The sequence below is a fragment of the Enterobacter soli genome, from assembly GCF_964208575.1.
Classification (GTDB): domain Bacteria; phylum Pseudomonadota; class Gammaproteobacteria; order Enterobacterales; family Enterobacteriaceae; genus Enterobacter; species Enterobacter soli_A.
Genome location: NZ_CAXOFU010000001.1, coordinates 81,711 through 94,985 on the forward strand (window position 1 = coordinate 81,711; position 13,275 = coordinate 94,985).

General features: G+C 55.0%; 19 protein-coding genes. 7 read left to right on the forward strand and 12 right to left on the reverse strand.

What is annotated here, in order from left to right:
- Positions 1-11 precede the first annotated feature (11 nt).
- The 11 genes from npr to AB6V08_RS00400 all read right to left on the reverse strand — a co-directional run bounded on the left by npr (position 12) and on the right by AB6V08_RS00400 (position 7,931).
- Entirely contained in the window at positions 12-284 is a 273-nt protein-coding gene (npr, locus tag AB6V08_RS00350; protein ID WP_025756690.1) for a PTS phosphocarrier protein NPr, read from the reverse strand.
- Positions 281-1,135, reverse strand: coding sequence for an RNase adapter RapZ (gene rapZ, locus AB6V08_RS00355; RefSeq protein WP_368540678.1), 855 nt, complete (start codon positions 1,133-1,135; stop codon positions 281-283). Before rapZ ends, npr begins: the two co-directional genes overlap by 4 nt.
- A gap of 45 nt (positions 1,136-1,180) precedes the next feature.
- Positions 1,181-1,672, reverse strand: coding sequence for a PTS IIA-like nitrogen regulatory protein PtsN (gene ptsN / locus AB6V08_RS00360; RefSeq protein WP_368540679.1), 492 nt, complete (start codon positions 1,670-1,672; stop codon positions 1,181-1,183).
- Between the two features lie 82 nt (positions 1,673-1,754).
- Positions 1,755-2,042, reverse strand: a complete 288-nt coding sequence (gene hpf / locus AB6V08_RS00365; RefSeq protein ID WP_368540680.1) for a ribosome hibernation promoting factor — start codon at positions 2,040-2,042, stop codon at positions 1,755-1,757.
- A 22-nt stretch (positions 2,043-2,064) separates the two neighbouring features.
- Positions 2,065-3,498, reverse strand: a complete 1,434-nt coding sequence (gene rpoN, locus AB6V08_RS00370) for an RNA polymerase factor sigma-54 (RefSeq protein WP_368540681.1) — start codon at positions 3,496-3,498, stop codon at positions 2,065-2,067.
- A gap of 47 nt (positions 3,499-3,545) precedes the next feature.
- A complete protein-coding gene (gene lptB / locus AB6V08_RS00375; RefSeq protein ID WP_250586265.1) occupies positions 3,546-4,271 on the reverse strand; it encodes an LPS export ABC transporter ATP-binding protein in 726 nt (241 codons plus the stop codon).
- A gap of 6 nt (positions 4,272-4,277) precedes the next feature.
- Positions 4,278-4,832, reverse strand: a complete 555-nt coding sequence (gene lptA, locus AB6V08_RS00380) for a lipopolysaccharide ABC transporter substrate-binding protein LptA (RefSeq protein WP_368540683.1) — start codon at positions 4,830-4,832, stop codon at positions 4,278-4,280.
- The gene (lptC, locus tag AB6V08_RS00385; RefSeq protein ID WP_368540684.1) at positions 4,801-5,376 is read right to left on the reverse strand and encodes an LPS export ABC transporter periplasmic protein LptC; all 576 of its coding nucleotides are present in this window, start codon (positions 5,374-5,376) and stop codon (positions 4,801-4,803) included. The genes lptA and lptC overlap by 32 nt, the downstream gene beginning before the upstream one ends.
- Positions 5,373-5,939: a 3-deoxy-manno-octulosonate-8-phosphatase KdsC gene (kdsC, locus tag AB6V08_RS00390; protein ID WP_368540686.1), complete on the reverse strand. Its 567-nt coding sequence runs from the start codon at positions 5,937-5,939 to the stop codon at positions 5,373-5,375. Before kdsC ends, lptC begins: the two co-directional genes overlap by 4 nt.
- A 14-nt stretch (positions 5,940-5,953) precedes the next feature.
- Positions 5,954-6,940: an arabinose-5-phosphate isomerase KdsD gene (gene kdsD, locus AB6V08_RS00395; RefSeq protein WP_368540687.1), complete on the reverse strand. Its 987-nt coding sequence runs from the start codon at positions 6,938-6,940 to the stop codon at positions 5,954-5,956.
- 13 nt (positions 6,941-6,953) lie between these two features.
- Positions 6,954-7,931: a calcium/sodium antiporter gene (locus tag AB6V08_RS00400; protein WP_368540688.1), complete on the reverse strand. Its 978-nt coding sequence runs from the start codon at positions 7,929-7,931 to the stop codon at positions 6,954-6,956.
- A gap of 229 nt (positions 7,932-8,160) precedes the next feature.
- On the opposite strand from AB6V08_RS00400, the gene mlaF reads away from it, so the two are divergent.
- The 7 genes from mlaF to murA all read left to right on the forward strand — a co-directional run bounded on the left by mlaF (position 8,161) and on the right by murA (position 12,924).
- On the forward strand, positions 8,161-8,973 hold the full coding sequence (mlaF, locus tag AB6V08_RS00405) for a phospholipid ABC transporter ATP-binding protein MlaF (protein WP_368540689.1): 813 nt from the start codon (positions 8,161-8,163) through the stop codon (positions 8,971-8,973).
- 7 nt (positions 8,974-8,980) lie between these two features.
- Complete coding sequence (gene mlaE, locus AB6V08_RS00410) at positions 8,981-9,763, forward strand: lipid asymmetry maintenance ABC transporter permease subunit MlaE (RefSeq protein WP_368540690.1); 783 nt, start codon at positions 8,981-8,983, stop codon at positions 9,761-9,763.
- A 4-nt stretch (positions 9,764-9,767) separates the two neighbouring features.
- Complete coding sequence (gene mlaD / locus AB6V08_RS00415; protein WP_368540691.1) at positions 9,768-10,301, forward strand: outer membrane lipid asymmetry maintenance protein MlaD; 534 nt, start codon at positions 9,768-9,770, stop codon at positions 10,299-10,301.
- A 3-nt stretch (positions 10,302-10,304) separates the two neighbouring features.
- Positions 10,305-10,940 carry a phospholipid-binding protein MlaC gene (mlaC, locus tag AB6V08_RS00420; RefSeq protein WP_368540692.1) on the forward strand — a complete coding sequence of 212 codons (636 nt, stop codon included), beginning with the start codon at positions 10,305-10,307 and terminating at the stop codon, positions 10,938-10,940.
- A complete protein-coding gene (gene mlaB / locus AB6V08_RS00425; protein WP_368540693.1) occupies positions 10,940-11,233 on the forward strand; it encodes a lipid asymmetry maintenance protein MlaB in 294 nt (97 codons plus the stop codon). The genes mlaC and mlaB overlap by 1 nt, the downstream gene beginning before the upstream one ends.
- A 126-nt stretch (positions 11,234-11,359) precedes the next feature.
- Positions 11,360-11,614, forward strand: a complete 255-nt coding sequence (gene ibaG / locus AB6V08_RS00430; RefSeq protein WP_368540694.1) for a BolA family iron metabolism protein IbaG — start codon at positions 11,360-11,362, stop codon at positions 11,612-11,614.
- Positions 11,615-11,664: 50 nt separating this feature from the next.
- The gene (gene murA, locus AB6V08_RS00435; protein WP_368540695.1) at positions 11,665-12,924 is read left to right on the forward strand and encodes a UDP-N-acetylglucosamine 1-carboxyvinyltransferase; all 1,260 of its coding nucleotides are present in this window, start codon (positions 11,665-11,667) and stop codon (positions 12,922-12,924) included.
- 63 nt (positions 12,925-12,987) lie between these two features.
- On the opposite strand, the gene sfsB is transcribed toward murA, so the two are convergent.
- Entirely contained in the window at positions 12,988-13,275 is a 288-nt protein-coding gene (sfsB, locus tag AB6V08_RS00440; protein WP_368540696.1) for a DNA-binding transcriptional regulator SfsB, read from the reverse strand.

Genomic DNA, 13,275 nt, shown 5'->3' on the forward strand with positions numbered 1-13,275 from the left:
AAGGCAACACGTTAATCTTCGTCAAACCCGGCGTTGAACAGCGCAACCACCGCTGCCAGCGCTTCTTCTTCCTGCGGGCCGGTGGCCTCCACTTCGATCTGCCTGCCTTTGGCGGAATCCAGCATCAGCAGCGCGATGACGCTGTTGGCCTCCGCTTCGGTGCCCTCATCGTTACGCAGCAGAACCTCTGCATCGAAACCCTGCATCAGTTCAAACAGTTTCATCGCCGGGCGCGCGTGCATTCCCAGCTTGTTGGTGATTTCAACGGTTTGTTTTACGGTCATGTTTTACGTTTTTCCAGCGTGCGATGACGGGACTGAACGTTCTTGCCGCGCGAGCGGAAGTAGTCGGCCAGCTGTTCGGCAATGTACACCGAACGATGTTTACCGCCGGTACAGCCAATCGCCACCGTTAAGTAGCTGCGATTGTTTGTCTCCAGCATAGGTAACCATAGCTCAAGGTAGCTGCGCGTCTGGTAGATAAAATTGTGTACTTCTGTGTGCCTGTCGAGGAACGCTGCCACGGGCTTGTCCAGACCGGTCATAGGACGCAGTTTCGGATCCCAGTGCGGGTTTGGCAGGAAGCGCACGTCGAAAACATAATCCGCATCGATAGGGATGCCGTGCTTAAAGCCGAAGGATTCAAACACCATCGTTAGCTCACGCTCGCGTTTACCCAACAGGCGGGTTCGCAGCATTTCTGCCAGCTCGTGAACGGACATTTCAGAGGTATCGACAATCAGGTCGGCGCGGGAGCGCAGCGGCTCCAGCAGGTCGCTCTCTTCATCGATGGCGCTTTCCAGCGAGAGATTCTTGCTGGAGAGCGGGTGCAAACGGCGCGTGTCGCTGTAACGGCGGATCAGCGTGTTGCGATCGGCATCAAGGAACAGCAGCTGAGGCGAGAAGGTGTCAGGCAGACTGTTCATCGCCTGTTCAAAGACTTCCGGTGATTCGGGCATGTTACGCACGTCGATGCTGACGGCAGCAGACGTTTGTCTGTCTGCCAGCGTCCTGGCCAGGTCGGGCAGCAGCACAACCGGCAGGTTATCGACACAGTAAAAGCCCATATCTTCAAGCGCGCGAAGGGCGACGGATTTCCCCGACCCTGAACGACCGCTGACGATCATCAGCACCATGTTCCGTTTCTCCTCAGGACAACAGATGTGAAGGCAATCTCCCGGTTACGCATCATCCTGATGGCCTTCTGCTTCGGTGATAATCTGGTATAGCTCTTCATCACTTTGGGCTGAGCGCAGTCGGCGGCAAATGGTCTTATCGGCCAGACGTTTGGCGACCAGCGAAAGCGTATGCAGATGGGTTTTGGTCTGATCCGCAGGCACCAGCAGCGCGAAGAGGAGATCGACCGGCTGGTTATCAATGGCGTCGAACGCGATAGGCGTTTCGAGCTGCACAAAAACGCCCACGGCACGCAGGGTGTCTTCTTCCAGCTTGCCGTGTGGGATCGCAATACCATTGCCAATCCCGGTACTGCCCATTTTTTCGCGGGTCAGAATCGCTTCAAACACCACCTGTGGCGGCAGGCCCAGCTGTTTTGCGGCGAGTTCACTGATAATTTCCAGCGCACGTTTCTTGCTCTGGCAGTGAACGCCACTGCGGGTACATTCCTGGTTAAGGACATTGCTCAGTTGAAGAGCGGAATCGTTGTTCATCATAATTTCACCTAAGCGCTAACTGTACAAATGGCCTGTTGTGTTTCACAACAGGCCGTCCTGCACCCGTTAACTGCCCGGACAATTAGTGTTGTTTCAGTTTATCTTTATGTTTATTGAGCTGTCGTGCAAGCTTATCGATCAAGCCGTCGATAGCAGCATACATGTCTTGCCCTTCCGCACTGGCATGGAGTTCACCCCCGTTAACGTGCAGGGTTGCATCCGAGATATGAGTCACTTTCTCCACTTTCAACACAATATAGACCTGGTTGATCCTCTCGAAATACTGCTCAAGTTTCGCGAACTTAGTGTTTAGAAACTCGCGTAAAGCATCAGTAACTTCGACATTGTGTCCTGTGATGTTGAGCTGCATAGTGTCTTCCTTATCGGTTGTGTCAGACCAGTTGTTTACGCTGGTTAGACGGCGGAATGGATAAAGACTCTCGATACTTCGCAACAGTACGACGTGCCACCATAATACCCTGATCGGACAGCATGGTGGTTAACTTACTGTCACTCAGTGGCTTCGCGGGATTCTCCGCGGCGATCAACTTCTTCACTAGCGCACGGATTGCCGTTGACGAGGCTTCGCCGCCGCCTTCGGTATTCACATGGCTGGAGAAGAAATACTTAAGCTCAAAAATCCCGCGTGGACTGTGCAGATACTTCTGCGTCGTCACGCGGGAAATGGTGGATTCATGCATCTCGACGGCCGAAGCGATATCCGCCAGCACCATCGGTTTCATATATTCTTCGCCCTGCTCGAAAAACGCCTGCTGCTGCTCGACAATACAGCGGCTTACGCGCAGCAGCGTATCATTTCGGCTCTCCAGACTTTTGATCAGCCATCGCGCTTCCTGAAGATTGCTCCGAATATACTGATTATCGGAGTCATTGCGCGCGCTGGTACACATGGAGGCGTACTGCTGGTTGATTTGCAGGCGAGGGATGCTGTCGGAATTCAGTTCGACAACCCAGCGATCGTTATGCTTGCGCACCAGTACGTCAGGGATCACGTACTCAGGCTCGCTGGTCTGGATCGACTGCCCCGGGCGCGGATCGAGAGACTGGATCAGATTGACCGCCTCTTTCAGCACCTCTTCTTTCAGGCGCGTCACGCGCATCAGGGTGCGGAAGTCGTGGTTCGCCAGCAGATCCAGATGATCGCTGATGATGAGCCGGGCTTCGTCAATCCACGGGGTTTCTTTGTCGAACTGGGAGAGCTGGATCAGCAGGCAGTCGCGCAGATCTTTCGCCGCCACGCCCACCGGATCGAAGCGCTGAATACGCTTCAGAACGGCTTCGATTTCTTCCAGCTCTATCTCTTCATCGCCGATGCTTTCCAGGATATCGTCCAGTGAAACGGTCAGATAGCCGGTGTCGTCCACGGCATCGACAATGGACGTCGCAATGGCGCGATCGGTGTCGGAGAAGGGGGTAAGCTCCACCTGCCACATCAGGTAATCCTGCAGCGACTGGGTGGTTTCGCCCTGATAGACCGGTAGCTCGTCATCCTGGTAGTCTGCACGCGTGCCGGAGGGGGTTCCGGCGGTGTAGATCTCGTCCCAGCTTGCGTCCAGCGGCAGCTCGTCCGGCATCTCTTTTTGTTCGAGCGCGTCTACGGAGTCGAGCGTTTCAGTGTCCTGCGTTTGCTGAGTATCTACCTCGTCATGAAGATCGGTTTGCTCCAGCAGCGGATTGCTGTCCAGCGCCTGCTGGAGTTCCTGCTGAAGTTCTAACGTGGACAGTTGCAACAGGCGAATAGCCTGCTGTAGCTGCGGCGTCATCGCCAGTTGTTGGCTGAGCCTTAATTGCAAACCTTGCTTCATGTTCAGAGCATTTTTCTCCGGTTCGGCGTTACGTTACCTCTACCCTATCAGAGTCTGAAGTCTTCCCCAAGGTACACGCGCTTAACATGCTCATCTTCGAGGATTTGCTGCGGCGTACCGTGGGCAATCAGATGGCCCTGGCTCACGATGTAGGCGCGTTCGCAGACGGCCAGCGTTTCACGGACGTTGTGATCGGTGATCAGTACGCCCAGCCCGCTGTCGCGCAGATGCTCAATAATGCGTTTGATATCAATAACGGAGATCGGGTCAACGCCCGCGAAAGGTTCATCCAGCAGGATAAATTTCGGGTTTGCGGCCAGCGCACGCGCAATCTCAACACGACGACGTTCACCACCCGACAGCGCCTGGCCTAAGCTGTCGCGAAGGTGTTCGATGTGAAACTCTTCCATCAGCTCGTTGGCGCGATCCTGACGCTGTTCGCTGGTCAGATCGTCGCGGATCTGCAGCACGGCCATCAGGTTATCGAAGACGCTCAAGCGGCGGAAGATAGAGGCTTCCTGCGGCAGATAGCCGATACCACGGCGCGCACGGGCGTGCAGCGGCAGCAGACTGATATCTTCATCATCGATAATGATGTTGCCCGCATCGCGAGGCACAATGCCGACCACCATGTAGAAGGTCGTGGTTTTACCCGCACCGTTAGGGCCTAACAGGCCAACAATTTCGCCGGAGTTGACGGTCAGACTGACATCTTCCACGACGCGGCGGCCTTTGTAGGCCTTAGCGAGATTTTTTGCAGTTAATGTTGCCATAACGAATTAGTTACTCTTCTTCTGAGCCGGAGCCTGGCTGTTGCCTTTGTCCTGCAGCTGGGACGGAACAAGCACGGTGGTGACGCGTTTGCCTTTCTCGCTGGAGGCCTGCATTTTCTGCTCTTTCACCAGATAGGTGATCTTATCGCCGGTGATGTTGCTATCCAGCTGTTCCAGATAGGCATTGCCGGTCAGGATCACCAGATCTTTCGCCAGTTCGTAGTGCATATGAGACGCACGGCCTTTCACCGGCTTACCGTTGTCCTGCATCTGATAGAAGGTGGCCGGATTACCGTAGCCATCAATGATCTCTTTGCCCTGCTCGCCGCCCGGACGGGTCACGACCACTTTATCGGCGTTGATCTTGATAGTGCCCTGGGTCATGACGACGTTGCCGGTAAAGGTCACGACGTTGCCCTGCATATCCAGAGACTGCGTATCAGATTCGATATGGATCGGCTGCTCGGTATCACCCGTTACAGCAAGCGCGGGAAGACTCGCCGCCAGCAGTGCGCCGGCGATAATTACTTTAAGGCTGAGTTTGTTTGTTTTGAATTTCATAGGAGGTTCTAACCTTTTCAATCAGCTCGGCGTTTTTGCTGCGTAAGTTCCCGCGCATTCTTAAACCGCTGGAATTAAATGTTGTTCCGTAAAGTGTAACCAGATCCTGTGAAGTCACATCCTGGGTCACCAGGTTGATCTGGGCGTTATCCGTGGTAATTCTGCGCAGTTGAGAGTCAGCGGTCAGGGCGTTAACTTCAACGTGGCCATACAGATAAAGCATACGGTCATTCGTCAATTTAGCTTTGTCAGACTTGATAGACCAGGTCGGCACCTTGTTTTGATCGTAGGTGGTCATGACCGGCTGGGTAAACCACGAAATAGCATCATCTGAAAAGTACTCAACGTGCTGGGCAACCAGGCGATAGTTGAGCGCGCCTTCCGGGCTATACACCACGGTGTCGCTATGATCGCTTTTGTATGTTGGATCGTTGTTGTTGACTACTTCGGCCTGGGTGTCGTCGCGGTCAGCAAGGTTTACGCCAATCAGTACCAGTGCGACAAGCGTTAGCAGAATGATAACCCAACGTCTGGTTTTACTCATATTGATTGCCCTTTGGCTTCATCAAGTTTGCCCTGCGCCAGCAGCAGCAGATCGCACACTTCACGTACCGCTCCGCGGCCGCCATTGATATGGGTCACGTAGTCGGCGCGCGGGATCAGCAGCGGATGCGCATCGGCGACAGCAATGCTTAACCCCACTTCTGCCATCACCGGCCAGTCGATCAGATCGTCGCCAACGTAAGCCACGTGCTCTGGCGCGATGGACAGTTTTGCCAGCAAATCGTTGAATGCCAGCATCTTATCGGACTGCCCCTGATACAGGTGGGTAATGCCCAGCGTTTCGCAGCGATCTTCTACCAGTTTAGCTTTTCGCCCGGTGATGATAGCAACTTCGATCCCGGAAGTGAGCGCACAGCGAATACCGTAACCGTCGCGCACGTTAAATGCCTTCAGCTCCTCGCCGTTGTTGCCCATGTAAATCAGGCCGTCGGAAAGCACACCGTCCACATCCAGGATCAGCAGACGGATGTTTTCCGCCTTCGCCATCATGTGAGTACTCACCGGGCCATAACAGGTTGCAAGGGATGCACCCGCATTACTCATTGTCTTATCCTTCATTACACTACGCCAGCGCGTAGAAGATCATGCATATGTACCACACCCAGCAACTGGTCGCCATCGGCAACCATCACTGAGGTTATGTGTCGGGACTGCATCAGATTCAGCACATCCACCGCCAGCGTTCCCGGACGCACACGAATGCCGCCCGGAGTCATGACGTCAGCGATGCCCAGCGTGCGGACGTCCACGCCCATGTCGAACACCCGGCGCAGGTCGCCATCGGTGAAGATCCCCTGAATCTTCATGAGATCGTCGCACACCACCGTCATACCGAGATTTTTACGGGTAATTTCCAGCAGCGCGTCGCGCAGGGAGGCATCTTTACTGACGTGAGGGATCTCATCGCCAGTGTGCATTATGTCGTTCACCCGCAGCAGCAGCTTACGGCCCAGCGCACCGCCCGGGTGCGAAAGGGCAAAATCTTCCGGAGTAAAGCCGCGCGCTTCAAGCAGCGCAACGGCCAGCGCATCGCCCATTACCAGCGCCGCGGTCGTGCTGGAGGTTGGAGCAAGCCCCAGTGGACAGGCTTCTTTTGGCACTTTAACGCACAGGTGAATATCCGCCGCGCGCGCCATGCTGCTTTCCGGGCGGCTGGTCATGCAAATGAGCGGAACCTGCAAACGCTTCAGCACCGGGATTAAGGCCAGGATCTCGTTGGATTCACCGGAGTTCGACAGCGCGATAACCACATCCTGCGGCGTAACCATGCCCAGATCGCCGTGCGCCGCTTCACCAGGATGAACAAAGAATGAAGAGGTGCCGGTGCTCGCGAAGGTCGCGGCCATTTTGCGTCCGATGTGGCCAGACTTGCCCATCCCCATCACCACGACTTTGCCTGCGCAGTAGAACATCTTCTCACATGCCAGACTAAAATCCTGATTAATGTACTGATCTAACTGCGCCAGACCTTCACGTTCAATCTCCAGAACGTCTTTTCCTGCTTTCTGAAAGTCAAAACCCGGCTGCAATTCTATTTGCGACATAATGCGTTTCCGTTTACCCAGAGAGAAGAGGCGAGAGCCAGTACAGCATCGCCATCCATACGATAAATCCACCTGTCAGCAGCGCGCCTGCGCCTTTGCCGATCTGCCGTTTCCGCCGCCAGCAGAGCAGGGCGAAAATCACGCTGACCAGCAGCATCACACCGTAATCGCGCGAGAACGCCAGCGGATTAAACGGTCCTGGCGCGATCAGCGCCGGCAAACCGGTCACGATCGCGATATTGAAAATGTTAGAGCCGATGATCGTGCCAATCGCAATATCATCTTCCCCCTTGCGCGCACCGGCGATGGCCGTTGCCAGCTCGGGCAGGCTGGTGCCAATGGCGATGACGGTCAGGCCAATGGTGAGCTCGCTCATGGCGAAATAGTTCGCCAGCACCGTTGCGTTATCCACCACCATGCGGGTTGCCATCGGCATGATGATGATCGCAATGCCAAGCCAGAGCAGCGCCACGGGTAAGTTCCCTTCGCGAGGGAGCTCCGCCACGTGCTCACGCGTAAGGCTATCGCTGCCTTGCTTTTCCGCCTGCCGAGCGATTTTAACGATAAACAGCAGCCATATCACGGCTAACGCCAGCAGGAACACGCCGTCGCTGTAGCTCAGCACCCCGTCATACAGCACGCACCCCGCCAGCAGGCTTACGATCAACATTAGCGGCAATTCACGGCGCAGAACATCAGAATGCACGCGAAATGGGTGCAGCAGAGCGGCTAAACCAAGGATCAGAAGAATATTGACGATGTTAGAGCCAATGGCGGTGCCGATCGCGAGATCAACCTGACCATGGAGCGAAGCGGAGACTGACACGATAATTTCAGGGAGCGACGTACCAACGCTGACGACCGTCATGCCGATAATGAGCGGCGGGACGCCAATCAGTCGGCATAATATTGATGCGGCAAATACCAAACGGTCAGCACTGTAGACCACCAAAAGTAAACCAATTATTAACAGTGCTGTGGCTAAAAGCATCAAAAGTCCTTTCTTAAGGTATACTCGCCGGTCCACTGCGCATGATTTATTTTGCTCAGCATTCAGTCTCAGCCGTCACGAATTCCTAATTTTGACTTTATGCGCTGGAAAAGTAAAACAAATGCCAGCTTTCGCTAACCTCAACGGCTATTATTCTGTAAAAATGTTGAGTTTACGGCTGATTTAAGCGTCATGCTTAACATGAACCAGGGTAAGAAAGGAACCATAAATGAGCCAAACGATGGCGAATTTAGTCGATGTCCGTGGCGTCAGCTTTTCTCGCGGCAACCGATTGATATTTGATGATATTTCTCTGACTGTTCCCCGTGGTAAAATCACCGCCATTATGGGCCCGTCAGGAATCGGTAAAACCACCCTGTTGCGTCTGATTGGTGGGCAGATCCCGCCAGACGGCGGCGAGATCCTTTTTGACGGCGAAAACGTCCCGGAGATGTCGCGCACGCGCCTCTATACTGTCCGCAAGCGCATGAGTATGCTCTTTCAGTCCGGTGCATTATTCACCGACATGAACGTTTTTGATAACGTGGCCTACCCGCTGCGTGAGCATACTAATTTGTCGCCTGAATTATTAAAAAGCACGGTCATGATGAAGCTTGAGGCCGTTGGCCTGCGCGGAGCGGCGAAGCTGATGCCGTCCGAGCTGTCCGGCGGTATGGCCCGCCGTGCTGCGCTGGCGCGCGCTATTGCATTAGAGCCCGATCTCATCATGTTCGACGAGCCATTCGTCGGGCAGGACCCTATCACCATGGGCGTTCTGGTGAAGCTCATATCTGAATTAAACAGCGCGCTTGGCGTGACCTGCATCGTGGTGTCTCACGATGTTCCGGAAGTGCTGAGCATTGCTGATTACGCCTATATTGTGGCAGACAAAAGGATCGTCGCGCACGGTGGTGCTCAGGCGCTGCAGGAGAATTGCGATCCGCGCGTGCGGCAGTTCCTGGACGGTATTGCCGACGGCCCGGTGCCGTTCCGCTATCCGTCAGGCGACTATCGTGACGATTTATTAGGAATAGGGAGTTAAGCCACTCATGCTGTTAAATGCGTTGGCCGCTCTTGGACACCGTGGCGTAAAAACCATCAGGACGTTCGGGCGCGCCGGATTGATGTTATTCAACGCGCTGGTCGGCAAACCGGAATTCCGTAAGCACGCGCCGCTGCTGGTGCGACAGCTCTATAACGTCGGCGTGTTGTCGATGGTGATTATCATCGTATCGGGTCTGTTTATTGGCATGGTGCTCGGGCTGCAGGGCTATCTGGTTCTGACCACCTACAGCGCGGAAACCAGCCTCGGAATGCTGGTATCGCTCTCCTTGCTGCGCGAACTCGGCCCGGTGGTTGCCGCGCTCCTGTTTGCCGGACGTGCCGGATCGGCACTCACCGCCGAAATCGGCCTGATGCGCGCCACCGAACAGCTCTCCAGCATGGAGATGATGGCGGTCGATCCTCTGCGCCGCGTGATTTCACCTCGCTTCTGGGCGGGCGTCATCTCTTTGCCGCTGCTTACGATCCTCTTCGTTGCTGTCGGGATCTGGGGCGGTTCGCTGGTTGGCGTACACTGGAAAGGCATTGATGCCGGGTTTTTCTGGTCTGCGATGCAGGACGCTATCGACCTGCGAATGGACCTGGTTAACTGTCTGATCAAGAGCCTGGTATTTGCTATTACGGTTACCTGGATTGCGCTGTTCAACGGCTATGATGCTATCCCGACTTCGGCGGGGATCAGCCGCGCAACAACGCGTACTGTCGTTCATTCGTCGCTGGCCGTACTGGGTCTGGATTTTGTGCTCACCGCACTGATGTTTGGGAATTGAGTTCATGCAAACGAGAAAAAATGAAATTTGGGTCGGCGTATTTCTGTTACTGGCACTGCTGGCCGCGCTGTTCATCTGCCTGCGTGCGGCGGATATCACCTCTATCCGTACCGAGCCTACGTATCGTATCTATGCCACCTTCGATAACATCGGCGGCCTGAAGGCGCGCTCCCCGGTGCGTATCGGCGGGGTGGTGATTGGCCGCGTGGCGGACATTACGCTTGACGAAAAAACCTATCTGCCGCGCGTCGCGATGGATATCGAAGAGCGCTACAACCATATCCCGGATACCAGCTCGCTTTCTATTCGCACTTCCGGCCTGCTGGGTGAACAATATCTGGCGCTGAACGTCGGATTTGAAGACCCCGAGTTGGGAACGACTATCCTTAAAGAAGGAAGCGTTATCCAGGATACAAAATCAGCCATGGTGCTGGAAGATATGATTGGTCAGTTCCTTTACAGCAGTAAAGGTGGTGATGAGAAGAACACTGACGCCGCGCCGACCCCTGACGCGACGAATTCACCTCAGGAGAAGTAATTCATGTTTAAACGACTGCTAATGGTTGCCATGCTGGTGATTGCCCCTCTGAGCGCAGTACACGCTGCCGATCAGACCAACCCGTACAAACTGATGGATGAGGCGGCGAAAAAGACGTTCGACCGTCTTAAGAACGAACAGCCGAAAATCCGCGCTAACCCTGACTATCTGCGCGATGTGGTCGATCAGGAGCTGCTGCCTTACGTTCAGATTAAATATGCGGGCGCTCTGGTTCTTGGCCGTTACTACAAAGATGCGACCCCTGCACAGCGCGACGCGTACTTTGCCGCGTTCCGTGAATACCTGAAACAGGCTTACGGTCAGGCGCTGGCGATGTACCACGGGCAGACCTATCAAATCGCACCCGAGCAGCCGCTGGGTGATGCCACCATCATTCCTATTCGTGTGACCATCGTGGATCCTAACGGCCGTCCGCCGGTTCGCCTGGACTTCCAGTGGCGTAAAAATTCCCAGACAGGAAACTGGCAGGCGTATGACATGATCGCCGAAGGGGTGAGCATGATCACCACGAAACAGAACGAGTGGAGCGATCTGCTGCGCACCAAAGGTATCGATGGCCTGACCGCTCAGCTGCAATCCATCTCTCGCCAGAAAATTTCCCTGGACGAGAAAAAGTAATGCAGCAGCAACTTAGCTGGTCGCGCGAAGGCGAAAGGTTAAAGCTGTCTGGCGAGCTGGATCAGGATGTGCTAAACCCGCTATGGGAAGCGCGAGCGGAGGCGATGCAGGGCGTTACGCTTATCGATCTCAGCGGCGTTTCCCGCGTTGATACCGCCGGGATCGCCCTGCTGGTGCATCTCGTCGAGACCGGCAAAAAGCAGGGAGCGAAGGTGACGCTTTCGGGCGTTAGCGATAACGTCATCACCCTCGCGCAGCTTTATAATTTGCCGGGCGACGTGCTCCCTCGCTAAATTTTTCAGTGTGTTAATTCTGAAAGCCCCGACTGTTTCATTGTTGGGGCTTTTTGCTTGTTTAAGACGACGCCACTTTGCTCTAAGATGTTGGGCTTGTTTTCACTATCAGATGATGTAGAACCCATGGAAAATAATGAAATCCAGACAGTGCTGATGAATGCACTCTCCCTTCAGGAAGCCCACGTCACTGGCGATGGTAGTCACTTCCAGGTTATTGCTGTGGGTGAGATGTTCGACGGAATGAGCCGCGTGAAGAAACAGCAGGCTGTCTATGCGCCGCTGATGGAATACATTGCGGATAACCGCATCCACGCCCTGTCAATCAAAGCGTTCACCCCACAAGAGTGGGCACGCGATCGCAAACTAAACGGTTTTTGAGCCGGGGGCGTTTGCCCGCGGCACGGTTGAATTTTTAAGAGAGCAAATACATGGATAAATTTCGTGTTCAGGGGCCAACGCGCCTCCAGGGCGAAGTCACAATTTCTGGCGCTAAGAATGCCGCGCTGCCTATCCTCTTCGCTGCACTGCTCGCAGAAGATCCGGTAGAGATCCAGAACGTACCGAAGCTGAAAGATATCGACACGACCATGAAGCTGCTCACTCAGCTGGGCACGAAAGTGGAACGTAACGGTTCTGTCTGGATCGATGCTGGTAACGTGAACAACTTCTCTGCGCCGTATGACCTGGTGAAAACCATGCGTGCATCCATCTGGGCGCTTGGACCGCTGGTGGCGCGTTTCGGTCAGGGTCAGGTTTCTCTGCCGGGCGGCTGCGCTATCGGTGCGCGTCCGGTTGACCTGCACATCTTTGGCCTGGAGAAGCTGGGCGCAGAGATCAAGCTGGAAGAAGGTTACGTTAAAGCCTCGGTGAACGGCCGTCTGAAAGGCGCGCACATCGTGATGGACAAAGTGAGCGTGGGCGCCACGGTAACCATCATGTCAGCGGCAACGCTGGCAGAAGGCACCACCATCATCGAAAACGCCGCGCGCGAGCCGGAAATCGTTGATACCGCCAACTTCCTCGTGGCGCTGGGCGCGAAGATCACCGGTCAGGGTACCGATCGCATCACCATCGAAGGCGTTGAGCGTCTGGGCGGCGGTGTTTATCGCGTTCTGCCGGACCGTATCGAAACCGGTACGTTCCTGGTGGCTGCGGCAATCTCCGGCGGCAAAATTGTCTGCCGTAACGCACAGCCGGATACCCTGGATGCCGTTCTGGCAAAACTGCGTGAAGCAGGTGCTGACATCGAAATCGGTGAAGACTGGATCAGCCTCGATATGCACGGCAAACGTCCGAAGGCCGTTACCGTTCGCACCGCGCCGCACCCGGCTTTCCCGACCGATATGCAGGCGCAATTTACCCTGCTGAACCTGGTTGCGGAAGGGACGGGCGTTATCACCGAAACCATCTTTGAAAACCGCTTCATGCACGTACCAGAACTTATCCGTATGGGCGCGCACGCGGAAATTGAAAGCAATACGGTTATCTGCCACGGCGTTGAAAAACTGTCGGGTGCGCAGGTTATGGCAACGGATCTTCGTGCGTCTGCAAGCCTGGTGCTGGCGGGTTGTATCGCGGAAGGCACGACCGTCGTGGATCGTATTTATCACATCGATCGCGGCTATGAGCGTATCGAAGACAAACTGCGCGCGCTGGGTGCTCAAATCGAGCGTGTGAAGGGCGAGTAATCGTTCCGGCAGCCCCCTGCCAGAAATGACCGGGGGGTTGCTGTTCCTGTCAAAATAAGAACGTCACTCCGTCTGCTCTTGCTTCACTTTTCTCTGGCGCAGCATGCGCGTTCTGTCGATAAATTCGTGCGTCACCGGGTCGTGGTAGCGTGAAGGCCAGATAATCCACGGCTGCGTTTCCAGTGCGGTAGCGATGATCAGTTCGCCCTTCGGCCACGGTCGGGTCAGCGCATTGGCCAGCGTCGAGGAGCTCAAACCGTTGCGGCGAGATTCGGCTGCCAGCGATGTCCCTTTTTTGCGGAGTGCTGCAATAATATCGGCTGAATGCCAGTCGATAAATTTCATATCCAT